Origin of the sequence: Trinickia sp. LjRoot230 (genome assembly GCF_964253315.1) — a bacterium.
Lineage (GTDB): Bacteria > Pseudomonadota > Gammaproteobacteria > Burkholderiales > Burkholderiaceae > Trinickia.
Map to the genome: position 1 here is coordinate 4143909 of NZ_CAXUQX020000001.1, position 22044 is coordinate 4165952.

Genomic DNA, 22044 nt, shown 5'->3' on the forward strand with positions numbered 1-22044 from the left:
CGCATTGTGCCACCCGCTATGATACGAGCGGGTTTGTGGATGTTACCGGCACCACCAACCCGGGTTTTCCCCGAATAGCCGAATACTTGAATGGCTAATGTCGCAAGCGCGCTGAAAGGCACGACGCCTAACCGGTCAACTCGAAAGAATAACCATCGGCGGATCGATTCGGCAATGAAACGGGCAATTCTCGTTCTGGCGGCAAGCATCGGCGCATCGCTCGCGAGCGCCGGCGCGCGCGCGGATTGTTTCGACGAAGCGGCCCGTTACCAGAAGGTGAATCCGCTGATCTTGCGCGCCATTGCCTGGCAGGAATCGCATAATCACCCCGACGCGCTGCACAAGAACGACAATGGTTCGGTGGATTACGGGCTCATGCAGATCAACTCGATTCATCTGCCCACGCTCTCTCAATACGGCATCTCCACCGGAACGCTGATGGAGCCCTGCAAGAACGTCTATATCGCCGCCTGGCATTTGCGCCAAAAGATGAACAAATACGGCAACAGCTGGCATGCTGTCGGCGCCTACCATTCCGAAACGCCCGCCCTGCGCGATCGCTACGCGCGCCAGATCACCGACATCCTGAGCCGCTGGAAGCTGCTCGACGCCAAGCGCTAAACCCGCGCGTGACGCGCGGGGCCGACGTTTGGTGCACAATGCGCACTGCCGCGCCTCTTTCGGGCGTCTTCCGCTTTTTTCGCGCACTCGATGTCCACCGTCATGAAACAGCCCCCATTGCCCGTCACCGTCCTGTCGGGTTTTCTCGGCGCGGGCAAAACCACCTTGCTCAACCATATCCTCGCGAATCGCGCCGGACTGCGTGTGGCCGTCATCGTCAACGATCTGGCGGCGGTCAACATCGATGCCGCGCTCGTGCGCGAAGCAGCCACGCTCTCGCGCGTGGAAGAGCGCCTCGTCGAGATGTCGAACGGCTGCATTTGCTGCACGTTGCGCGACGACCTGTTGATCGAGGTGCGGCGTCTGGCCGCGGAAGGCCGAATCGACGCGATCGTTATCGAATCGACCGGCATCGCCGAGCCCATGCCGATTGCCGAAACCTTCACATTCGATGGCGACGACGGCACCGCACTCGCCGATGTCGCGCGTCTCGACACCATGGTCACCGTTGTCGATGCGTTCAATTTTCTGCGCGATTACGAGTCGTCCGATGCGCTTGCGCAACGCGGCCTGGCCAGCCACGATGAGGACGATCGCACGCTCGTCGAATTGCTCGTCGAGCAAGTGGAATTCTGTGATGTGCTGGTCGTCAACAAGGCCGATCTCGTCGAGAGCGAAGCGCTCGCGCGCTTACAGGGCATTCTCGCGCGGCTCAACCCGCGTGCTGTGCAACTCGTGAGCCGTTTCGGCACCGTTGCGCTCGATCAGGTGCTGAACACGCGGCGTTTCGATTTCGATGCGGCGGCAAGCGCGCCCGGGTGGTTGGCTTCGCTCAATCACGAGCACGACCACGACCATCAGCACGCCGATGGCCACGCGCCACATGGCGAAGCCGACAAATACGGCATCAGCAGTTTCGTCTATCGCGCACGGCGGCCGTTTCATCCCGAACGGATGTGGGCGTTGCTGCATGAAGAAGGACAGTGGCGCGGCGTGCTTCGCAGCAAAGGCTTTTTTTGGCTGGCTACGCGTAACGATGTTGCCGGCTCGCTTTCACAGGCAGGCGGCGCATGCCGGCACGGGCCGGCCGGTTTCTGGTGGGCGGCTCAACCGAGGGATGAATGGCCTGAAGACGAGGCGATGGCCGACGAGATCGCGGCCGAATGGTACGGCCCGGCCGACGACACCTCGGTGGGCGACCGGCGTCAGGAACTCGTGATGATCGGCACCGGGCTCGATGCGGCGCACTGGCGCGCGAAGCTCGATGCATGCTTGCTGACCAACGATGAATACGCGCTCGGCGCGGCGGGCTGGGTTGATTTCGCCGACCCGTTCCCGGCGTGGGACCTCGATGCTGAAGACGAAGACCACGGCGGTACCGGACAGATCGTACGGTAGGGAACGCCCGCTATGCGGCGAGCGGTGCGTCACGATGATGCGACGCACCCGTTAGGGCCGAACGCATAGCTGCGCTCGACACTCGCGCGAAGCCGACACCAGCGCCGACACCGACACGCTATCGGTGAGGCCTGCGAAAAAAACCCGCCTTGGGCGGGTGTCGACCAAGCGCTTGGCCGCAAAGGCTCAACGCTTATTGACGGCGTCCTTGAATGCCTTGCCAGCCGTGAACTTGACGGTCTTGGCAGCGGGAATCTTGATGCTTTCGCCGGTCTTCGGGTTGCGGCCGGTGCGAGCTGCGCGCTTGCCCGAGCCAAAGCTGCCGAAGCCGATCAACTGAACCGCATCGCCTTTCGACACAGCCTTCTTGATGACTTCGAGAAGCGTATCCAGCGTTTCGCCCGTTTGAGCTTTGCTAGCGCCCGTCTGCGCTGCGACGGCGTCGATCAGTTCCTGTTTGTTCATTAAGGTTCCTCTTTATCAGATTGATGTGACACGGACAGCGCGAAAACGCGCCGATTATACGTACGCAAGCTGTGCCGTCGAGTAGCAGTGGCGAAGCAAGCGCCACCGGCCGTCGCGCGAATGCCCCGTGCGACCGTCATGCGGCGCTTGCTATGATAGCTCAGCGCAAACCCAATAACGGCAAGGCTCTGGAAGAATTTAACGCTTCTTAACCTTATCGGCGCTGGGTTTCACGCATTGTCGTACTCGCAAACCCCCGCTGCCAAGGGCTTTCGGGGTCGTTAGCAGCGCGGACGTTGGATTTTGCCAACGTTTGGGAAAGTGCGGATGGTTTGCCGTGGGCCGGTCATCCCAGGGCCTTGAGTGTCACATTTCGACGCATGATCTCTTTACTATGACGCAACCGCTCGCGCCCGCCACGCTTGCCTTTCGCGGCGACGGCACACCGTATTCGCCGCGCTACGACGATATCTACCGCAGCGCGTCAGGCGCGTTGGCTGAGGCTCGCCATGTTTTCGTCGATGGCAATCGGCTCGTCGAACGCTGGCGCGGCCGACGCCTCTTTACCGTGCTGGAAACCGGTTTTGGGATTGGTACCAACTTTCTCGCGACCTGGGCCGCCTGGCGCGCCGACCCGGCGCACGCCGAGCGGCTCGCCTTCGTTTCGATCGAAAAACATCCGTTCTCGGCCGACGATCTGCGAAGCTTACACGCGCGCTTCGTTGTCGACGCAACCGTATCGCCCCTCGCGGCGCAACTTGCCGATGCTTGGCCGCTGCTCGTTCCAGGCATTCATCGCCTCGAGTTCGACGGCGGACGCGTCACGCTGACGATCGCCCTCGGCGATGCGCTCGACATGCTGCCCAGACTCTGGCTGCGCGCGGACGCCTTCTATCTCGACGGCTTTGCGCCGGCCAAAAACCCCGAACTTTGGTCACAGCCGGTTTTCAAGGCGATGGCGCGTCTGGCGGGCGAGCAGGCCACGTTTGCCACTTATAGCTGCGCCGGCCAGATTCGACGCGGCCTCGAAGCGGTCGGCTTCGTGTGCGCCAAGGCGCCCGGGTTCGCAGACAAGCGCGAAATGCTGGTCGGCCGCTTCGCGCCGCGCTGGCGTGTGCGCCGGCACGAGCCGCCTGTGCCGCTTGCGCTCGACGAACGTCACGCGATCGTCATCGGAGCGGGGCTTGCCGGCTGCGCGCTGGTGGAACGTTTGGCTGCACGCGGGTGGCGGGTTACCCTGCTCGAACGCCACGCGCGGGTGGCCAATGAAACATCGGGTAACCCAGCCGGTGTATTTCATCCTTTGCTCTCGCGCGACGAAAGTGTGGCGACGCGCATTACACGCGCCGGGTTCTTGATGGCACTGCAGCGCTGGCGGGCGCTCGAAGCCGCGGGCCACGACTTCAAACGCAGCACGCACGGCCTGCTGCAGATATCGAGCGACGATGACGAGGCTCGTGGATTAACGGAAGCCATTGGCACACAAGGCTACCCGAACGCCTTCGTGCAACCGCTATCGCGCGCCGATTGCTCCGAGCTTGCCGGCGTGCCGCTCGAGCGCGGCGGGTGGTGTTACCCACAAGGCGGCTCACTCGACCCCGCCGCGCTGTGTGCCGCGCTGTGCGCGCAGGCAGGCGATGCATTGACATGGCGGACCGGCGCGAGCGCCGCACGTATCGAACGCGACGGCCAGACATGGGCCGTGCTCGACGCGAACGGCGCGACGCTCGCGCGCGCGGGCGTTGTCATCTTCGCCAATGCGCACGAAGCCGCGCGGGTAGCAGGGCTGCGTCATGCGCCTACGCATGTCGTGCGCGGCCAACTGACCCGCCTGTCGGCACAGACGGCAGCGGATCTGCATGTCCCGCTGATCGGCGACGGTTACGCCGTGCCGCTCGCCGACGGCTTGCTCACCGGTGCCACCTACGAGCTCGACGATACCGATACCACCGTCCGCGCATCGGGCAACGCCGAGAACCTGCTCCGGCTTGAACGTCTGCTGCCGCATCTCGCGCACGAGCTGACGCGGCTCGACGCCTCCACGCTGCGTGCGCGCGTCGGGTTTCGCTGTCTGACGAGCGACCGTTTGCCGATGGCCGGCCCTCTGGCCGACGAAGCCGAATGCGTGCGCCAAGCCGGCTCGCTCAATGGCGCATGGCCACTCGATCTGCCGCGTTCGACGGGGCTCTTTGGCCTCTTTGCGCTCGGCTCGCGCGGGCTCGTCTGGTCCACGCTCGCCGCCGAACTCGTCGTCTCTCAACTCGAAGGCGAACCGTGGCCGCTGGAACGCGATTTGGCTGAACATCTCGACCCCGCACGCTACCTGTTGCGGGCCTTGCGACAGCGCCTGCTCGACTAATCGACCCATCGACCCATCAATTGATCGACCCGAGGCGATGGCAGGCCGGTTATCCACTACAAGTTGTGGATAACCGGGTGAAACCGCGGCTCAATTCGTGTGCAGTGCATGTGGACGTAAACGGGACAACTCACGCTAAACCGCATCGGCGCAAAAAGTTGTTCCTCGAATGCGAGCAGGCGCGCACATGCTGCCCATCCGGTTATGCGTGTCGCAACGACCTGATTCGCCTCGGTAAACACGGGTTGTCCACAGAATTGCCGGGCCTTTGTTAACTGCTACTACATGTATACATACGTAAACGAGTAAACCCTAACCGACAGCGCTCGGACCCGCCCCGATTCGAAAATCCTAAAACCGTCCAGTCGGCGAAGAAAACGGCCGGCATCGACCGTTTCTCCCTGCAAACTGTCCGAATCACGCTGCGCGACTTCGTAGTCATCGGATAATTTTTGCTGGTTGAACCGCGTTGTCGTTCATTTCTACCGAAATGAAAGCCCGTACCATCTGAATTCGTTCCCAATCACACAAGCTGTGGCACAATCCGCGTTCTTCCTGCACGAGTTGCACGCTGACGCGCCGAACGACGGTACGTCAACGGAACGGCATTAGCCCGATCGGAATCACAGACAGAGCGGCCGCGTCCGTTCCTTTCATCTCGCTAAAGCTGCGAGCGCGCCGGGCGTGCGTCAAGCAAGCTGGCACATCGACGCCGCCATCCGGCTTTGCGCCGGGCGCCGGCAACCATCACCGAGTCCGACGGCGTTCTCGCTCGATCGGGCAAGCACACGCATCCGACATGCCGCTGCTCCAATGGGAGAGGGGTGGCCTGTCTGCAAAGGAGAAGCTATCTCATGAAATCGGCGTTTTCCTTCCTTCCGAGCTGGCCGTTCGCACCCAATGCGGTCTTCTGGGCAGGACTCGCTTTGCTCGTGGCGGGCCTGTGCGGCGAGCTTTGCTACCGTGCGTGGCGCGTGCCGCGCATCTCGGGCTATGCCGTCATCGGCCTCATTGCCGGCGCGGCCGGGGTGGGCGCAATCGACGCCGCCATGGGCGCCACCTCGCGACTGTTGCTCGACGTGGCACTCGGCCTGCTGCTCTTCGAACTCGGCAGCCGTCTCGATTTGCGCTGGATTCATCGCAACCCGTGGCTGATCGCGTCGAGTCTTGCCGAAGCGACGCTGACGTTCGTGCTAGTGCTGGTCGTACTGCTGTTCGCGAACGTGACGCCGCCCGTTGCCACGGTGCTGGCCGCGATCTCGATGTCGACCTCGCCGGCAATGGTCATACAGCTGAAAACGGAGTTACGCGCGGAGGGGCAGGTAACACAGCGGCTGCTTACGCTGACGGCGCTCAACAGCATGTATGCGGTGGTCGTCGAAAAGCTCGTATCGGGCTGGCTGCACCAGGAAGTCTATGGCAACGTCTTCGCGACGATCTTGCAGCCGCTTTACCTGCTGGCCGGCTCGCTTATCGTGGCCTATCTGCTGGCGCGCGCCTGCATGTTCTTTTACCGGCGCATGAACATGCAGGACGAACATTCGTTCGTGGCATTGTTCGGCCTCGTATTGCTCGCGATTGCAATTGCGAACGTTTTCAAGCTTTCGACGATACTGAGCTTGCTGGCCGCGGGCATCATCGTCAAAAATCTCGAAGAAAAACCGCAGTTGTGGCCGCAGCATTTCGGCACGGCTGGCTGGCTCTTGACCGTCATTTTGTTCGTGCTGACGCTGACATCGTTCGAATGGCACCACGTCGCGCTGGGCGGCATTGCAGCGCTCGGCCTGATTGCCGCGCGCTTCGTGGCCAAGCTCGTTGGCGTGCTCGCGTTCGCCAAGCCGAGCGGGCTCGATTGGAAACAGGGCATGGCGCTGGGCTTGTCGCTTGCACCGATGTCCGCGCTGGCCTATCTGCTCGTCGACGATACCTATCAGCTCTATCCGCAGTTCGACCCAACGTTGCGTGCGGTCGTCATGTGCTCGATCGTGGTGCTGCAGCTCGTGGGGCCTTGGATTGTCTATCGTAGCTTGACGCTTGTCGGCGAGCGGCGCGAATGAAGGTACGCATAAGAGGAAACGCATATGGCACTTGAACCCTTCATTAATTCCAAACCATTTACGTTCGGCGTGGAGCTCGAGATCCAGATAGTCAACACGCATGACTACGATCTCACCAAAGCCTCGTCGGATCTGATGCGGCTCGTCAAGGACTACGACGGCCCGGGCAACATCACGCCCGAGATCACCGAAAGCATGATCGAGCTCTCGACGGGCATTTGCACGTCACACGAGGAAGCGCTGGCGCAGTTGCGCTCGATTCGCGACACGCTCGTTGCAGCGGCGGATCAACTCAACGTGGGGCTGGGCGGCGGCGGCACGCACGCATTTCAGCAATGGAGCGAGCGGCAGATCTTCGACGCGCCGCGCTTTCAATATCTTTCGGAGCTTTACGGCTACTTGGCGAAGCAATTCACGGTGTTCGGCCAGCACGTGCATATCGGCTGTCCCGATCCCGATAGCGCGCTGTTCCTGCTGCACGCCATGTCGCGTTTCATTCCGCATTTCATCGCGCTATCGGCTTCGTCACCCTATGTACAAGGCGTCGACACCGGATTTCATTCGGCGCGGCTGAACTCGGTGTTTGCGTTTCCGCTGTCGGGCCGGGCGCCGTTCGTCCTCACCTGGGAAGGCTTCGAACAATATTTTTCGAAGATGGTCGCCACCGGCGTCGTCAACAGCATGAAGGATTTCTACTGGGACATCCGCCCAAAACCAGGCTACGGCACCATCGAAGTGCGTGTCATGGATACGCCGCTTTCCATCGACCGCGCGGCCGCGATCGCTTGCTATATCCAGGCACTCGCGCGCCATTTGCTGACCGACAAGCCGTTTGTGCCGAAGGAAGATGATTACCTCGTCTACACGTTCAATCGGTTCGAAGCGTGCCGATTTGGCCTGGGCGGGACCTGTATCAACCCTCAAACCGGTGAACGGCGCACGATATTCGAAGATATCCTCGCGACGCTCGATGTGATTGCGCCTCATGCGCGCGCGCTTCAATCGGAAGCGGCGTTACTGGAAATCGGACGTATCGCAAAAGAGCAAATGAACGATGCGAGCTGGTTGCGCAGCGTGGTCGCGAAAGAGAAGTCTCTGCATGAAGCGGTGCGCCAACAGTGTGTGCGGTGGCGTACGGCTTAGCTTTTCTAATGTTTACTCATATACATTTGTAGTAGTGGTTAACAATAAGCTGGTCCGTCTGTGGATAACCCGGGAATACGTTGTCTAATCAGCAAGATGCCGAATCGATAACCCAGTGGTACCGCGGTGCGCAGACGGATTGACGAGCGGATAACCTGCTGCCGAATTCGGCTCGGTCTCGCGTTATCCAGAAAAGCATCACAGCCGCTCCCTGCGGTTATACATGCGTTATCCACAGATTTTCGCGAATAACTTCGCTGTGCGATTGCTGACTCGCTTAAAATAGCGCCTTTGTCGTTCTTGGCTGATTGATGCGCGTAAGCTGCGGCCACGTTCGGAATGCGTATCGACGTGACATGTATCTGACATATCACGTGTCGTCGATAACCGCGTTGCATGAATGCGATTTCTCTTCGATCGGGCAATGCAGTTCGAAGCGTAAAATCGGCTCGCTTGAGAGAGAGGCGAGGGACCCACGGTGGTTGCGGCATGTCGCAAGGCAACGCATGCCGGCAATCGGAACCAGCAGCGCGACGCTGCCAATGGCGAAATAGCGAAGAAAAACTATGAGCGAAGGTTTATACGAAGAGCAGGCGAGAGGGCGCGTGACCCACAGCCTGCTGCGGCTCGGCACGGCAATGCGCAGCCAAGCGTGGGAATGGGCCGAGAGTGTCGGATTGACGCCGACGCAAGGCGAGATCCTGATGCTTCTCGTGCAACGCAAGACGCCGCTGCGCCTGAGCGAGATTGCTCGCGAGACGGCTTTGACAGCGGCGACGACCAGCGATGCCGTCAGCACGCTGGAGGCCAAGGGGCTGATCGAAAAGCGTCGCGCGTTCGATGACGGCCGTGCGCTCGCCGTGCGCCTGACAGCGCGAGGCCGTAGTGCGGCCAAGCGCGCGCAGCAATGGCCGGAGTTCCTCAACGCGGCCATCGACAAGCTCGGCGACGACGAGCAGGCGGTGTTCTATCGCACGCTGCTCAAGATGATTCGCCAGCTTGAGGTGCAAGGCGATATGCCGGCCAACCGGATGTGCATGTCCTGCAGCCATTTCGATCCGAGCAAGAACGCGAGAAAGGTGCCGCATCGATGCATCTCGTTCGATCAGCCTATCGACAATATCGAGTTGCGGCTCGATTGCGAACGGCACGTGGAAGCCGACCTCGCCACGCAAAAAAGGATCTGGAAGATCTTCTCGGAGCAAGCGTGAGCGCCACGGCGTGGGTGTTTTTGTGAGAAAACATTGAACGAAGCATTGAACGAACATATCGTCAACGTGTACGATTTCGTTTTGTGACGTTTGCCAGTCACTTGTCGACGCGGCGCCGCTCGGCGCCGTGTTTCATATCCCGTGATCGAAACGCTCGCTTGTGCAGCGACACTACCGCGCCGCGGTAGCGGCATTGAAGCTATTCAGAGGATTCATCGATGAGTTCACGCAAGTTGGCCGTGCGCCGCTCGGGTGTGCATGGCAAGGGCGTTTTTGCCGCTGCGCGGATCAAAGCCGGTGAGCGACTGGTGGAATACAAAGGCGAACGGATCTCGTGGAAGGAGGCCGTGCGCCGCCATCCCCATAATCCGGACGAGCCGAACCACACGTTCTATTTCGCGCTCGAAGACGGGCGCGTGATCGACGGCAATGTGAACGGCAACAGCGCGCGCTGGATCAACCACTCGTGCGCGCCGAACTGCGAGGCCGAGGAAATCGACGGGCGCGTTTTCATCCACGCGCTGCGCGACGTCACAGCCGACGAAGAGCTTTTCTACGATTACGGTCTCGTCATCGACGAGCGGCACACGAAGAAGCTCAAGAAGGAATATGCGTGCCGATGCGGGGCGCGTAAGTGCCGCGGCACGATGCTCGCGCCGAAGCTCAAGCGGGGCGGCAAGGGATAGTGCTGTGCTCGGCCGCGTCGGTTTGACGTCGTTCATGCGCGAGCGGAATCTGGACGACAAAACGCGCACCGCCGTCGGCCGCGTCGGCGTATTGAACGTTGCCGCCGTGCAGGTCGATGATGTCGCGAACGATCGCAAGGCCCAAACCTGCGCCGCTGTCCACGCTGTCGTCGGCGCTATGTTGGCGGTCGCCGCGGAAAAATCGTTTGAAAAGCTCCGCCTGTAGTTCGGCAGGCACGCCGCTGCCGTTGTCTTCCACCACGACTTCGGCAATCGGTGCTCCATTCGATGCACACGCACGCGTGACGCTCACGGTGACGCGGGCGCCGTGAAGACGCGCCGAGGGAACGTATTTCAGCGCGTTATCGAGCAAATTGGCAATCACCTCGCGCAGCAATACAGCACTGCCTCGGACGATGAGCGGCGTTTCGTTGGCGGGATCGTCGAGCCGCTGAAAGCCGAGGTCGACATGCGAGGCCAGCGCGCGAGGCACCCATTCCGCGCCCGTTTCGAACGCGAGGCCCGCGATATCGATGTCAGTGAAGCGGGCAGCCTGCGCACCCGGTTCGGCACGCGCTAATGACAGCAGTTGATTGGAAAGCCGCACGGCGCGATCGGCGGCCGAGCGCAGCTCGCGCACGGCCGCAAACGTCTGCGCCGGCTCGCGCGCGTTCGCCGCCTGTTCCGCGTGCAGTTTGACGGCGGTGAGCGGCGTGCGCAATTGATGCGCCGCATCGGCGATGAATTTTCGCTGGGCGTCGAGCGCGCTCTTGAGACGATCGAGCAGCGCGTTCAACGCACTCGTCAGCGGGCGAATCTCCAGCGGCACATGGGTTTCGTCGACCGGTTCGAGCGACATGTGCGTTTGGCGATTGAGCGAATCCGCAAGCGCGGTCAGCGGACCCAACTGTTGATTCACGACACGCCAGACGATGCCCCAGCCCGCAAGCAACAGCAGCAATAGCGGCATCATGATCGCGACGAGAAACTCGGCGGCGATACGGTAGCGATAATGCAGAGGCTGGGCCACCTCGACGACGATCGCCTTGCGGCCCGCCTCCTGCGCGACACGCACCTGCGCCACGCGAACGCGCATATCCTCGTGCCGCGCTTCGAAGATGGATGCGTAGCGCGTGTGTCTGGCGCTGGTGCCCGCGAGCGGCAGGTTCGGGTCTCCTGCCAAGTCGTGCTCGCCATCGCTGATTCGATAGATCAGATGCTGCGACGGATCGGCGAACATCGCTTGCGCGAGCGGCGGTACCGAAAAGCGGGCGTTGGGTCCTGCAATCTGAACTTGCTTGGAAAGCGCGGTCGCGAGGTCGGCGAGCGAGCGGTCGATCACATGCTGGGTGTACTGCCAGGCAAGCCAGTAGGCGATGAGCCCGCTCATCAACGCGAGCAGCGACAAAGGCCCCGCTAAACGCCGCAGCAGTGAGCGGCGCAGGCTGGTGGCAGCGGCACGAGGCATGATCGATCGAAACTAGAGCTAAGGGAAAAGCGCTGCGCGATGGCCGCATCGATCGAACGGAACGCCGATCGAGACAACTCGGCCCGGTGCCTGCGGGCGGCACCGGACTCGAAAGCCATTTGTTTAGGACCCCTGACGGATTTCCTGCAGCAAATAACCGAAGCCGCGTACGGTGACGATCTCGACGCGGCAGTTTTCGAGTTTCTTGCGCACACGGTGCACGTAGACTTCGATGGCCGTATCGCCCAAGTCACCGCCGAAATGCGTCAGGTGGTCTTGCAGCTGGGCTTTGCTGACGACACGTCCGTGACGCAGCAGCAGCATTTCGAGGACGGCGAACTCGCGTGGCGAAAGTTCGAGCGCTTTGTCGTCATTGAAGATGCGCCGATCGACGCCGGACAGGCGCACGCCGCCGAGCGAGACCTCGGGGCGCGGCATGTCGCTTGCCGGACCGCTGCGCCGTATCACGGCGCGGATGCGCGCTTCGAGTTCGGTCGGCTCGAACGGTTTGAGCATGTAATCGTCGGCGCCGGCGTTCAGGCCTTGCACGCGGTCGCTCAGCTCGTCACGCGCGGTGAGCACGATTACAGGCGTGTGTCGGTTGCCTTGCCTGAACCGCGAAAGCAGCGTCATGCCGTCGATGCCGGGCAGCCCCAAGTCGAGAATGATCAGTTCGTGGCGGTTTTGCGTGAGCGCCTGCTCGGCAAAGATTCCATCGTGAACCATGTCCACGGTGAAGCCGGCTTGTTCGAGGCTGCTTTGAATGCCGCGCGCAATTGGGCGGTCGTCTTCGATCAGAAGGAGTCGCATGGAAGTCGCTCAAGTACAATGGGTTCGCATTCAGCACGCAACTGCGCGCCACTGGCACGCGGTTCGCTTGAGCCTCGCCGCCTTCGTTGCGCGCACCCTCGCTAGCCGGGCCCGGCAGGTGGCCATGTAGTCATCACGCGAATCATGTCCGAAATCTCGATTAACGAACTGGAAGCGGCGATCAACTTCTGGCGCGCCCGCTCGCCTTCAAGTGGCGATGAGCTCAGGTTATGCGAGGAGGCAAGCGCGCTCTCCAAGCCGTATGCGTTGCTGATTGTACAGCGTCGCACGGAATTGCCGGAGGAAGCGCTTGACGCCGCCGCCCGCGCGGCTTGGCAGGGTTATCGTCTGACCACGCAGGGCGGGTAGGCGCAAACATAGCCCGGTCGGCAGTTGGCCTGAGCTCTGTCGCGCCAAGGAATGCCGGTGGAAATTGGATCGAGCTGCTACAGCCTCGGCAGATATTACGTGTAGTAGCTCGTGGTTTGTTCGAGCAGCGCCAGCTGTTGTTGCAGATACTCCCTGACCGTCGGCAAGTGCGGCGCGATCTGCGAGGGAGGGATGTGGCCGGACATCGCCAGCGCCGCTGTAAGCTGTATGCAGATTTGCCGGATTTGGCCGAGCTGAATCAACAGGGCCTCGTTCTGTTGTACGGCTTCGGCCTTGTAGCTCGAACCGCGCAATGCCGGTTCAAGCATCGCATGGCGGCGCCCACTTGTTCGAGACCCCCGAGGATTTGCTTGCGGATCTTCTCGACGGATTCCAATGCCGAGCCCGAAAAACCGAGCGTCACGTATCGCGGTGCTGTGGCGATGGTGTCGCGTGCGGGTGTCCCGCCTGACGTGCGCGTGTTCTTGGCTGGCTACGGCAGGAACGTATCGAGGGGACCACTGACGACATGCGGTTCGCCATCGTACGTTGTACGCATCGGCTCGCCGTGGTAACGGGCGATCAGATTTTCGAATTCGACGGCCCGCATTTCTTCGGCCATCTGCGCTTTGCCAGTGGGTTCAGGCGTGCGGCGCGACGCACGCCTGAACTCGTGCCCGAGTTGCAGCGCTGGGCTGAGGATGCCTCCCTCATAAAGCACGCCCCAGCGCGGGTTCCAGCGGATCATCGGCGAGGCGGCTCGACGATATGCCACGCTACCGGCACGCCTGGCTCGCCGGCGATGGGCCAAGCGGCAAGCACCGCCGCCTATACTTAAACCGTCCATGTCATGTGAACGGCGAAGGGAGGGATCATGCCCGCGCTCGATGGCTTTACTGGCGCAATCGGCAATACACCGCTTTTGCGCCTCGGCAAACTCAGTGCCGAGACCGGATGCGAGATTCTCGGCAAGGCGGAATTTATGAACCCGGGCGGCTCCGTCAAAGACCGGGCGGCGCGCTACATCATCGAGGACGCCGAGCGCCGCGGGGCATTGAGGCCCGGCGGCACCGTGATCGAAGGTACCGCCGGCAACACCGGCATCGGCCTCGCCCATATCTGCGCTGCCCGTGGCTATCGATGCACCATCGTGATTCCTGAAACGCAGTCGCAAGAGAAGATGGACCTGTTGCGGGTACTGGGTGCGGACGTGCGGCCTGTGCCAGCCGCGCCTTACAAGGACGCGAACAATTATCAGAAAATTGCGGGCCGTCTGGCGCAGGAAACGGAGAACGCGATCTGGGCGAACCAGTTCGACAATCTCGTCAATCGCCAGGCGCACTTTGAAACGACCGGCCCGGAGATCTGGCGCGATACGGCGGGGCGAATCGACGTGTTCGTTTGCGCGACAGGTACCGGCGGCACGCTCGCGGGTGTTGCACGTTTTCTGAAAGAGCGCAATCCAGCGGTGAAAACCGTGTTGGCCGATCCGTATGGCAGCGGCCTTTACAGCTTCGTCAAAACCGGCGAAATCAAAGCGGAAGGAAACTCGATCACCGAAGGTATCGGTTCGAGCCGCGTGACAGCGAACCTCGAAGGCACGCCAATCGATGATGCCGTGCGCATCGACGATCAGACCTGCGTCACGATGGTCTATCGCCTGCTTCGGGAGGAGGGCCTTTTCGTCGGTGGGTCGACCGGAATCAATGTGGCTGCCGCCGTGCAGGTCGCGCGCGAAATGGGGCCGGGACATACGATCGTGACCCTGCTTTGCGATCACGGTAGCCTCTATTTCGCGCGGCTGTTCAATCGCGAGTGGCTGCGGCAGCGCGCGTTACAGGTGCCAGCGTGATAACGGCGTTTGGAGACGGCGCTATGTGCCGGACCTGACCGGCGACAGACCGATGACCCGGCCAATATGTCGTGGCACCGGTAGCGAAGCCTGAGCCGACACCAATGCACCGACGCGCTCGAGCACATCCTCGTCGAACGGTGCAGCGCGCGGCCCGAGCGTATCGACATGCAACAGCATCTGCTCGCCGGCGGCCACCGGATCGGGCCGACCTTCGACAAACATTTCGAAGCTGACGTGCATGCGCTTGAGATCGTGTGCAAGCACCCTGGCTACGACGCGCACCGATGCACCCTCTTTCACCTCGTGCAGATAGCTGATATGCGCTTCGAGTGTGTAGACGGAACGATGGCGAGCGGTTCGCTGCACATCGTCGAGGCCGATCGCATCGAGCAGGGCGTCCGACGCATAGCTGAAAAGCAGCATATAGAACGCGTCGCGCAAATGGCCGTTGTAGTCGACCCATTCGCGGCGCACGACATTCCGGTATTCCACCGGCGGCATATTGACCTGCATCACCGCGCTTGCCTCCTCGTCACTCGTCGAAACGCAACGGCCCAATGCCGCTCGGGCATCTCGCGTCCGGCGCGGCTCAGGCGGCCTTGACCGGCGGCGCCGGCTCGAGCAAGTCGACATACGCCACGGGCACCAGATCGGTCTGCGGCACGCCGAGCTGCGCGAACACCGCATGTGCTTCCGCTGTGCCGCCTTCCTCATCGTCATCAGGGCCGAGCACGACTTCGAGCTCGACGAAGTCTCCAAGGCCGTCGACACGGTCCAGATGAATGCGTGTGCGCCCGGCCAGATAAACGTGGCGCTCCTTCGACACGACGCCGCGGGTGGTCAGCGCCGTGGCGAGCAGCGCATGCATCGCCTCTGGGTTCGTCACCGGGCTGCGCGTGTAATAGGAGGCCTTCGGCCCCTCGCGATCATCGCGCTGATAGAAGATCAGCTCGGCTGGCGTGCCGTCGTCGAACTGACGCAGTTTCAGGCGCCCGCGCGGCACCTCATAGAACGAATCGTGTTGCCGGAAGATCAGCGGCGCGTCGGCCGCGAGGCTTGCCGCGCGCTCGCACAATTGGTCGAACGCGCGGGCGCGCGCCTTGATTTCGATGTTGCGTGCCATGTCGGGCTCCGATGGTAAGCGTCGATATTAAGCGTCGATATTAAGCGTCGGGAAGGGGGCCAAGCGAAAACCGCACAACGATATCCGCGAATCTAGCAAAAAAGCGCCCGGTCGTGCCGCGACGCTCACGTAGCCCACTGCGCCTCGGCGAGCTTGAAGGCGGCCGCAATGACCGGTTCATTCATGCGCTCGGCAAGCGCGATGATGGTAAGTTCGGTCGGCACCGTCACGCCTTCGACGATCGTCAGCGCGTGCGTATGGGCTTCGGCGATCGCAATCGCATCGCGTGCCAGCGTAAGCCCAACCCCCGATTTCACGAGATCGAGCATCGAGGTCTCCTGATCGACCTCGGCTACCTTGACCGGGCTCACGCCCGCTTCGGCAAAGCGCCGCGACAAGAGCCGGTGGTGCGCCGAAGCAGGCGGGGTCCAGATCCACGGCAGTGCCGCCAGCGCGCGCCAGTCGCGGGCACGGCTCACGCGCGCTTTCCAACCGGCCGGGGCCAACACGCGGTATTGGAAGCGCGTCAACGTCGCGGTATAAAAAAGGCCCTCGGGCATGCCGTCTTCAACGGGCTGGCCGATGTAATAGCCGACATCGAGCTCGCGCGCGCGTACCTGGGCCGCCACCCAACCCGACATACCGTGCCTGAGCGCGGTTTCGATCTGCGGATAGGTTTCGACAAGCTGTTTCAGAAAGCCGCCCAGCCGCAAAAAGTGCGGATCGAGAATGGTGCCGATGCGCAGCCGCCCGCGCACTTCCTGGCGCAACGCGGCCGCGGCGCGCTCGACGTCGCTTGCCGCGGCCAGCGCGCGTTCGGCGTGGGGCAGCAACGCCTGCCCGTCGCGCGTGAGGACGAGCCCCTGCGCGGTGCGTCGAAATAGCGCTACCCCGAGCGTCTCCTGCAAGTTTTTGAGCTGCAGGCTCACGGCCGGTTGGGTCAGATGCAATTGATGAGCCGCGCGCGTCAGATTGCCGATGCGGGCGACCGTGACGAAAGCGCGCAGCAAGGTCAGGTCCATCCAGCAATATTAGCGCGCCTTATAACGCAATTGAGAAGAACTCATTGGATTTCGTGCCTTGGGGGCGCGTACGCTTGCGAGCAAATCGACGCAACGTTTTTCCATTTCGAGCGAGGGCAGGTCCATGAGCGAAGCAGATCAGAGCGCGGCTGTGCGCCAGTTGAGCCACTTTATCGGCGGGCAGCGCGTGAGCGGTGCAAGCGGCGCGGGTGCGCGTTTTAGCGACGTGTTCGACCCCGCGCAGGGCCGCGTGGCCGCGCGCGTGCCGCTGGCGGGCCAAGCCGAGGTCGGTGCGGCGGTGGCCGCCGCGAAGGCCGCGTTCCCGGCATGGAGCGAAACCGCGCCCCTCAAGCGCGCACGTGTGATGTTCCGGTTCAAGCAACTGCTCGACGAGCGCCACGATGAGCTGGCTGAGCTGATCACGCGCGAGCATGGCAAGGTGTTCTCGGATGCAAAGGGCGAGGTGATGCGCGGTATCGAGGTGGTCGAATTCGCCTGCGGCATACCGAATCTGTTGAAGACGGACTTCACCGATCAAATCGGCGGCGGTATCGACAATTGGAATCTGCGCCAGCCGCTTGGCGTCGTCGCCGGCATCACGCCGTTCAACTTTCCGATGATGGTGCCGTGCTGGATGTTTCCGATCGCGATTGCCTGCGGCAATACGTTCGTGCTCAAGCCGTCTGAACGCGACCCGTCCGTTTCGGTCAGGCTGGCCGAATTGCTTAAGGAAGCAGGGTTGCCTGACGGCGTGTTCAATGTCGTGCATGGCGACAAGGAAGCGGTCGACGCGCTGATCGAGCACGCCGATGTCGCCGCGCTTTCGTTCGTCGGCTCGACGCCAATCGCACACTACATCCACACGGAAAGCGCGAAGCGCGGCAAGCGGGTGCAGGCGCTCGGCGGCGCGAAGAACCATCTCGTCGTGATGCCCGATGCGGACCTCGATCAAGCTGTCGATGCATTGATTGGCGCGGCTTACGGCTCGGCAGGGGAGCGCTGCATGGCGATTTCGGTTGCCGTTGCGGTGGGGCACGTCGCCGATGCGCTGATCGAGCGGCTCGTGCCGCGCGTCAAGGCGCTCAAGATCAAAAACGGCATGGAGCCCGACGCCGAAATGGGTCCGCTCGTCACTGCCGTGCACCGCGAGAAGGTGTCGTCGTATATCGACGCCGGCGTGGCGGCGGGCGCGAAGCTGCTCGTCGATGGGCGCGGGCTGACGGTGCCGGGCCATGAAGACGGATTTTTCCTCGGCGGCACGCTCTTTGACGACGTGACGACCGATATGAGCATCTACCGCGAGGAAATTTTCGGGCCGGTGCTCGCCATCGTCCGGGTGCCGGACTTTGCGAGCGCGGTGGAGCTGATCAACGCGCACGAATTCGCCAACGGCGTGTCGTGCTATACGACCGACGGCGGCGTGGCGCGCGCGTTTGCGCGGCAGATTCAAGTCGGCATGGTCGGCATCAATGTGCCTATTCCGGTACCGATGGCCTGGCATTCGTTCGGCGGATGGAAGAAGTCGCTGTTCGGCGACCACCACGCCTACGGCGAGGAAGGCGTGCGGTTTTACACGCGCTATAAGAGCGTGATGCAGCGCTGGCCCGACAGCATCGCCAAAGGCGCGGAGTTCACGATGCCGGTGGCGAAATAGCGCGATGCATTGACAACATCGGAGCGGGCCATGCAAAGAGAAACGATTGCCGCCGGGGAATTCGATTACGTGATCGTCGGCGCGGGCACCGCCGGCTGTGTGCTCGCCGCGAGGCTCAGCGAGGATCGCGACGTGCGCGTGCTGTTGCTCGAAGCCGGCGGCAAGGACGACTATCACTGGATTCACGTGCCGGTTGGCTATCTCTATTGCATCGGGAACCCGCGCACCGACTGGCTTTATCGCACGAGCGCGGAGGCCGGCCTGAATGGCCGCACGCTGTCCTATCCGCGTGGCCGCGTGCTGGGTGGATCGTCGTCGATCAACGGGATGATCTATATGCGCGGCCAGCGCGAAGACTACGACGAGTGGGCGCGTGTGGTCGGCGACCCGTCGTGGTCGTGGGATGCGGTCTTGCCGATCTTCAAACGCAGCGAAGACCATCACGGCGGCGGCAACGAATGGCATGGCGCAGGCGGCGGGTGGCGCGTCGAGCAACAGCGGCTCAAGTGGAAAGTGCTGGAAGCGTTTCGCGAGGCCGCGCAGCAAGCCGGCATCCCGCCCACCGACGACTTCAATCGGGGTGATAACACGGGCGTCGGCTACTTCGAGGTCAATCAGAAGCATGGCGTGCGCTGGAATGCGTCGAAAGCGTTCTTGCGCCCGGCGCTGGCGCGGCGGAACTTGAGCGTCGTGACCGGAGCACTGGCAAGCCGCCTTGTCTTCGAAGGCAAACGCTGTGTGGGCCTCGTCTATCAGCGCAATGGGCACGATGCGCGCGAGTTCGTAGCGCGCGCGCGTGGCGAGGTGATTGTTGCCGCGGGCGCCGTCAATTCGCCGCAATTGCTCGAGCTATCCGGCATCGGCAATGGCGCGCGGCTGCAACGGCTCGGCATCGAGACGGTTCAGGATCTGCGCGGCGTCGGCGAGAATTTGCAGGACCATCTGCAGTTGCGCATGGCGTATCGCGTAACCGGTGTGCGTACGCTCAACACGCTGTCGGCGCACTGGTGGGGCAAGCTGTGGATCGGCGCGCAGTATGCGTTTTCGCGTAGCGGGCCGATGTCGATGTCGCCATCGCAGCTCGGCGCATTCGCGAAGTCGTCGGCTGATGACCGTTCGATTACGCGCGCCGATATCGAATATCACGTGCAGCCGCTTTCGCTCGATCGGTTCGGCGAACCGCTGCACCGTTTCGATGCGTTTACCGCGTCCGCTTGCCATCTGAGGCCGACTTCGCGCGGCAGCATTCACATCGAGTCGCCCGACTCGAAGGCGCCGCCGCTGATCGCACCGAACTATCTGTCGACCGATTATGACCGCCGTGCGGCCGCCAACGCACTGCGGCTTACACGGCGCATCGTGGCTTCTCCCGCATTGGCACGCTATGCGCCGCAGGAGATTCTTCCTGGCGTCGAATTTCAGACCGAGGAAGAACTCGTCAAAGCGGCGGGCGCCGTCGGCACGACCATCTTTCATCCGGTCGGCACTTGTCGTATGGGTGTAGCCAATGATCCCGGCGCAGTCGTCGATGCGCGGCTGCGCGTGATGGGCGTGACGGGGCTGCGGGTAGTCGATGCCTCGGTGATGCCGACGATCACCTCGGGCAACACGAATTCGCCCACGCTGATGATTGCCGAGCGCGCGAGTGACATGATTCGCGCGGACCGGCGTGCGGGCGCGGTAGGAGCGTCGGCAAGCCCGGATGCGGCGACGGTTGCGGCCGCTTGATTGGATGCGTTTTTACCGGCGATAACATGCGTTTCGGTGCCGTGGCGCTTGCTTCGTGAATGCTCATTGCTTGCGGTTGCCTACCCGTTAGAGTCCACGCTGTCAGAACGAGCGGAGGCCTCTCATGGGAAATGGAATCGGTTCAACGGGTCCGCGCTCGCCGCACGAGCGCGGCGGTGAGCAGTCGTCTCCGGCGACGCCCGATGCGGCGCGAACCGCCAACGAACCGACGCGCGCCGCTGACAATGGCGCGCTGGAGCCCCTTCACCGCAGCCCGTTTGCTGCCGCGCTCGGTGGCCTGCGTCGTCTGGCATCGTTACCGTCAAAATCGCGCGAGGAATCACGAGCGCGCCGTGCAGCGGCGAACATGGCGCCCGTACAAGAGGCGGCATCTGCTCCGGAACAGATCGTCGAGCGCTATCTTCAGGACCCCCGTTTCCAGCGAACGGACGATCCCCGGTCGGAACTGTTCGCCCGCTTCGCCCGACGCATGCCCGAGGCGCTCCAAACAAGCGACGCTGCAGAACTGGAAGCGGCATTTCGCGACATTCTTGACATGTTGGATATTGACCCCGTGTCCGCCGGGATGCTGGCTAGCGAACGGGCTGCTTGGCGAAACGGTGTGTTCGAGAACGACGATTACGCTGAGATGCTTGCCAACCACGCGCGCTCGGCTGCTGTATCGGTCGGTGCTCGCTCCCACGATCTAGAAGTGTTCGACGGGCTTGACGGCGGCAAGGGGCGTTACACAAGCGACCAATTGGCCCGCTTGGATGAGGACGTGGCAAGAAGGCGCACGCTACTGGTCATCGATCCAGAGGATACTCAGACGCAGGCATTGGTATTCGGTGCCATGTTGGAACTTGTCGACACAATGTCCGGCGAGCAGCAACGGGAGCGGCTCGCCGGGCTTATGCGCGCTGCGCCATACCTCAGCCGCGCGCCGCTCGCGCTGCGGGCGGCATGGGACGCCATCCTGGAAAGAGTACGCATGCATCCAGAGATGCAACGCGAGCTGCTCGTGACGCTGGCCGATGCCGCGTCTCGCCTGCCGCGCAACGCGATCCAGCCACGCGCGGACGCGCTCGCTTGCGCACGGGCCGCTTGGGAAGACGGCGAGATCGACGGCCGCTGTTACGCCGACATTCTTGACAGGTTCGCGCGCTTGATCGCGTTCGCCGATCTGGTCGTTGGCGAGCGGCTTGTCAATGAACTAATCGAGTGCATAGAGCAGCTACCCGCATCGTCGCGAGGGCAGCTCTACGGTTTGATGGCAAGCTGCCACAGTGCGCGTCTGCCGGAAAGTCGGCGGCTGTTCCTTTTCGACCGGGCGTGGCGAGGGCTGATGACGTTGAGTCCAGAGCAGGCGCGGATCGGCATCAAGCTGCTGCTAGGAGCAATCAGCTCGTTGGATCCCGAGACCAAGGCACCGCTCGCCGAAACCATGCTCGATGCGGCAGACCGTGCCCACTTCGATTTCGGCCCGCTGTTCAGGCACGACATATTGCCGTTTATCGCATCGCTTCCTTCGACATCCACCGCGGAATTGCTTGGCCGCGCACTGTCGAGGATCGACGCCAGCGCAAGCATGACTGTCGATGATTTCCTCCCCAAGAAAAATGGCGATCATGTGTACCACTTCGACATGCTGGCAGGGGTGAACGTCGACGCTGTTCCCCCTGCGAAGCGTTGGCAGCAGGTGTACTGCGAGCAGATCTTCGATCACATGTACCCGATCACGATGGCCATCCCCGATGACCGCGAGCGAGCGAACGAGCTGGTGGATCTCACGAAACTGGCCAGCGGCCTGTCCGGTGCTGACAGCCTGTCCGGCCGATTCAATCTGCTTGCCGGCGGATTGGAGGGGGTGCCGATGGCGTTTCGCTTTGAGTCGCTAAGAGGCTTGCAGGAATTGGCGGAGCGGCTGCGTCCCCGATCGAGCGAGAGCACGGAGGCTTTCGCGCGGCTGCAAAGGCTTGGTGCCGACGAACTCGCATCCCACGAAACTGTCGACGCTTGGCAACAAGCGTTTCCCCCGACGTCGATGTGAGGCCGCGCCCGAGCATGCCGATGCT

20 protein-coding genes are annotated in these 22044 nt (G+C 62.3%); 12 read left to right on the forward strand and 8 right to left on the reverse strand.

Annotation, left to right across the window (positions count from 1 at the left end):
* The first annotated feature begins 174 nt into the window (after positions 1-174).
* Entirely contained in the window at positions 175-621 is a 447-nt protein-coding gene (locus ACSQ20_RS19005; RefSeq protein ID WP_436022682.1) for a lytic transglycosylase domain-containing protein, read from the forward strand.
* A gap of 102 nt (positions 622-723) precedes the next feature.
* A complete protein-coding gene (locus ACSQ20_RS19010) occupies positions 724-2019 on the forward strand; it encodes a GTP-binding protein (protein WP_436022684.1) in 1296 nt (431 codons plus the stop codon).
* Positions 2020-2205: 186 nt separating this feature from the next.
* Here ACSQ20_RS19010 and ACSQ20_RS19015 read toward each other — a convergent pair whose 3' ends face one another.
* Complete coding sequence (locus ACSQ20_RS19015) at positions 2206-2484, reverse strand: HU family DNA-binding protein (protein ID WP_008352404.1); 279 nt, start codon at positions 2482-2484, stop codon at positions 2206-2208.
* A 394-nt stretch (positions 2485-2878) separates the two neighbouring features.
* Between ACSQ20_RS19015 and mnmC the strand changes: the two genes are divergently transcribed.
* From mnmC to ACSQ20_RS19040, 5 genes are all read left to right on the forward strand, one after another.
* Entirely contained in the window at positions 2879-4843 is a 1965-nt protein-coding gene (gene mnmC / locus ACSQ20_RS19020; protein WP_436022687.1) for a bifunctional tRNA (5-methylaminomethyl-2-thiouridine)(34)-methyltransferase MnmD/FAD-dependent 5-carboxymethylaminomethyl-2-thiouridine(34) oxidoreductase MnmC, read from the forward strand.
* Positions 4844-5697: 854 nt separating this feature from the next.
* The gene (locus tag ACSQ20_RS19025) at positions 5698-6900 is read left to right on the forward strand and encodes a cation:proton antiporter (protein WP_436022689.1); all 1203 of its coding nucleotides are present in this window, start codon (positions 5698-5700) and stop codon (positions 6898-6900) included.
* 24 nt (positions 6901-6924) lie between these two features.
* Entirely contained in the window at positions 6925-8043 is a 1119-nt protein-coding gene (locus ACSQ20_RS19030; protein ID WP_436022691.1) for a YbdK family carboxylate-amine ligase, read from the forward strand.
* A gap of 566 nt (positions 8044-8609) precedes the next feature.
* Positions 8610-9254 (forward strand): MarR family winged helix-turn-helix transcriptional regulator, encoded by a 645-nt coding sequence (locus tag ACSQ20_RS19035; RefSeq protein ID WP_436022693.1) that lies wholly within the window; start codon positions 8610-8612, stop codon positions 9252-9254.
* Positions 9255-9472: 218 nt separating this feature from the next.
* Positions 9473-9940, forward strand: a complete 468-nt coding sequence (locus ACSQ20_RS19040; protein WP_436022695.1) for an SET domain-containing protein — start codon at positions 9473-9475, stop codon at positions 9938-9940.
* Here the strand turns inward: ACSQ20_RS19040 and ACSQ20_RS19045 are convergent.
* Both ACSQ20_RS19045 and ACSQ20_RS19050 read right to left on the reverse strand, forming a co-directional pair.
* A complete protein-coding gene (locus ACSQ20_RS19045; protein ID WP_436022697.1) occupies positions 9918-11408 on the reverse strand; it encodes a sensor histidine kinase N-terminal domain-containing protein in 1491 nt (496 codons plus the stop codon). The genes ACSQ20_RS19040 and ACSQ20_RS19045 overlap by 23 nt on opposite strands.
* 123 nt (positions 11409-11531) lie before the next feature.
* Positions 11532-12218 (reverse strand): response regulator transcription factor, encoded by a 687-nt coding sequence (locus ACSQ20_RS19050; protein ID WP_436022699.1) that lies wholly within the window; start codon positions 12216-12218, stop codon positions 11532-11534.
* 144 nt (positions 12219-12362) lie between these two features.
* Between ACSQ20_RS19050 and ACSQ20_RS19055 the strand changes: the two genes are divergently transcribed.
* On the forward strand, positions 12363-12587 hold the full coding sequence (locus tag ACSQ20_RS19055; RefSeq protein WP_436022701.1) for a DUF3717 domain-containing protein: 225 nt from the start codon (positions 12363-12365) through the stop codon (positions 12585-12587).
* Between the two features lie 95 nt (positions 12588-12682).
* On the opposite strand, the gene ACSQ20_RS19060 is transcribed toward ACSQ20_RS19055, so the two are convergent.
* Both ACSQ20_RS19060 and ACSQ20_RS19065 read right to left on the reverse strand, forming a co-directional pair.
* On the reverse strand, positions 12683-12916 hold the full coding sequence (locus ACSQ20_RS19060) for a hypothetical protein (protein WP_436022703.1): 234 nt from the start codon (positions 12914-12916) through the stop codon (positions 12683-12685).
* Positions 12917-13080: 164 nt separating this feature from the next.
* Positions 13081-13362 (reverse strand): hypothetical protein, encoded by a 282-nt coding sequence (locus ACSQ20_RS19065; RefSeq protein WP_436022705.1) that lies wholly within the window; start codon positions 13360-13362, stop codon positions 13081-13083.
* 99 nt (positions 13363-13461) lie between these two features.
* Here ACSQ20_RS19065 and ACSQ20_RS19070 point away from each other — a divergent pair, with 99 nt between their 5' ends.
* Positions 13462-14439: a cysteine synthase A gene (locus ACSQ20_RS19070; protein WP_436022707.1), complete on the forward strand. Its 978-nt coding sequence runs from the start codon at positions 13462-13464 to the stop codon at positions 14437-14439.
* Between the two features lie 21 nt (positions 14440-14460).
* Here the strand turns inward: ACSQ20_RS19070 and ACSQ20_RS19075 are convergent, their stop codons facing one another.
* The 3 genes from ACSQ20_RS19075 to ACSQ20_RS19085 all read right to left on the reverse strand — a co-directional run bounded on the left by ACSQ20_RS19075 (position 14461) and on the right by ACSQ20_RS19085 (position 16587).
* A complete protein-coding gene (locus ACSQ20_RS19075; RefSeq protein WP_436023236.1) occupies positions 14461-14943 on the reverse strand; it encodes a thioesterase family protein in 483 nt (160 codons plus the stop codon).
* An 88-nt stretch (positions 14944-15031) separates the two neighbouring features.
* Positions 15032-15565, reverse strand: coding sequence for a class IV adenylate cyclase (locus tag ACSQ20_RS19080; protein ID WP_436022709.1), 534 nt, complete (start codon positions 15563-15565; stop codon positions 15032-15034).
* 125 nt (positions 15566-15690) lie between these two features.
* Complete coding sequence (locus tag ACSQ20_RS19085; protein WP_436022711.1) at positions 15691-16587, reverse strand: LysR family transcriptional regulator; 897 nt, start codon at positions 16585-16587, stop codon at positions 15691-15693.
* 124 nt (positions 16588-16711) lie between these two features.
* On the opposite strand from ACSQ20_RS19085, the gene ACSQ20_RS19090 reads away from it, so the two are divergent.
* The 3 genes from ACSQ20_RS19090 (at position 16712) to ACSQ20_RS19100 (ending at position 22019) form a co-directional block, all read left to right on the forward strand.
* Positions 16712-18241, forward strand: a complete 1530-nt coding sequence (locus ACSQ20_RS19090) for a CoA-acylating methylmalonate-semialdehyde dehydrogenase (RefSeq protein ID WP_436022713.1) — start codon at positions 16712-16714, stop codon at positions 18239-18241.
* 30 nt (positions 18242-18271) lie between these two features.
* On the forward strand, positions 18272-19969 hold the full coding sequence (locus ACSQ20_RS19095; protein ID WP_436022715.1) for a GMC family oxidoreductase: 1698 nt from the start codon (positions 18272-18274) through the stop codon (positions 19967-19969).
* A 367-nt stretch (positions 19970-20336) separates the two neighbouring features.
* The gene (locus ACSQ20_RS19100) at positions 20337-22019 is read left to right on the forward strand and encodes a hypothetical protein (protein WP_436022717.1); all 1683 of its coding nucleotides are present in this window, start codon (positions 20337-20339) and stop codon (positions 22017-22019) included.
* Positions 22020-22044: the final 25 nt, after the last annotated feature.

Coding starts and splice junctions, on each gene's coding strand:
- ACSQ20_RS19015 (WP_008352404.1), bottom strand. CDS start 2,484: ATGAACAAACAGGAACTGATCGACGCCGTCGCAGCGCAGACGGGCGCT.
- ACSQ20_RS19005 (WP_436022682.1), top strand. CDS start 175: ATGAAACGGGCAATTCTCGTTCTGGCGGCAAGCATCGGCGCATCGCTC.
- ACSQ20_RS19060 (WP_436022703.1), bottom strand. CDS start 12,916: ATGCTTGAACCGGCATTGCGCGGTTCGAGCTACAAGGCCGAAGCCGTA.
- ACSQ20_RS19045 (WP_436022697.1), bottom strand. CDS start 11,408: ATGCCTCGTGCCGCTGCCACCAGCCTGCGCCGCTCACTGCTGCGGCGT.
- ACSQ20_RS19055 (WP_436022701.1), top strand. CDS start 12,363: ATGTCCGAAATCTCGATTAACGAACTGGAAGCGGCGATCAACTTCTGG.
- ACSQ20_RS19030 (WP_436022691.1), top strand. CDS start 6,925: ATGGCACTTGAACCCTTCATTAATTCCAAACCATTTACGTTCGGCGTG.
- ACSQ20_RS19040 (WP_436022695.1), top strand. CDS start 9,473: ATGAGTTCACGCAAGTTGGCCGTGCGCCGCTCGGGTGTGCATGGCAAG.
- mnmC (WP_436022687.1), top strand. CDS start 2,879: ATGACGCAACCGCTCGCGCCCGCCACGCTTGCCTTTCGCGGCGACGGC.
- ACSQ20_RS19035 (WP_436022693.1), top strand. CDS start 8,610: ATGAGCGAAGGTTTATACGAAGAGCAGGCGAGAGGGCGCGTGACCCAC.
- ACSQ20_RS19095 (WP_436022715.1), top strand. CDS start 18,272: ATGCAAAGAGAAACGATTGCCGCCGGGGAATTCGATTACGTGATCGTC.
- ACSQ20_RS19050 (WP_436022699.1), bottom strand. CDS start 12,218: ATGCGACTCCTTCTGATCGAAGACGACCGCCCAATTGCGCGCGGCATT.
- ACSQ20_RS19070 (WP_436022707.1), top strand. CDS start 13,462: ATGCCCGCGCTCGATGGCTTTACTGGCGCAATCGGCAATACACCGCTT.
- ACSQ20_RS19075 (WP_436023236.1), bottom strand. CDS start 14,943: ATGCCGCCGGTGGAATACCGGAATGTCGTGCGCCGCGAATGGGTCGAC.
- ACSQ20_RS19025 (WP_436022689.1), top strand. CDS start 5,698: ATGAAATCGGCGTTTTCCTTCCTTCCGAGCTGGCCGTTCGCACCCAAT.
- ACSQ20_RS19085 (WP_436022711.1), bottom strand. CDS start 16,587: ATGGACCTGACCTTGCTGCGCGCTTTCGTCACGGTCGCCCGCATCGGC.
- ACSQ20_RS19010 (WP_436022684.1), top strand. CDS start 724: ATGAAACAGCCCCCATTGCCCGTCACCGTCCTGTCGGGTTTTCTCGGC.
- ACSQ20_RS19080 (WP_436022709.1), bottom strand. CDS start 15,565: ATGGCACGCAACATCGAAATCAAGGCGCGCGCCCGCGCGTTCGACCAA.
- ACSQ20_RS19100 (WP_436022717.1), top strand. CDS start 20,337: ATGGCGCCCGTACAAGAGGCGGCATCTGCTCCGGAACAGATCGTCGAG.
- ACSQ20_RS19090 (WP_436022713.1), top strand. CDS start 16,712: ATGAGCGAAGCAGATCAGAGCGCGGCTGTGCGCCAGTTGAGCCACTTT.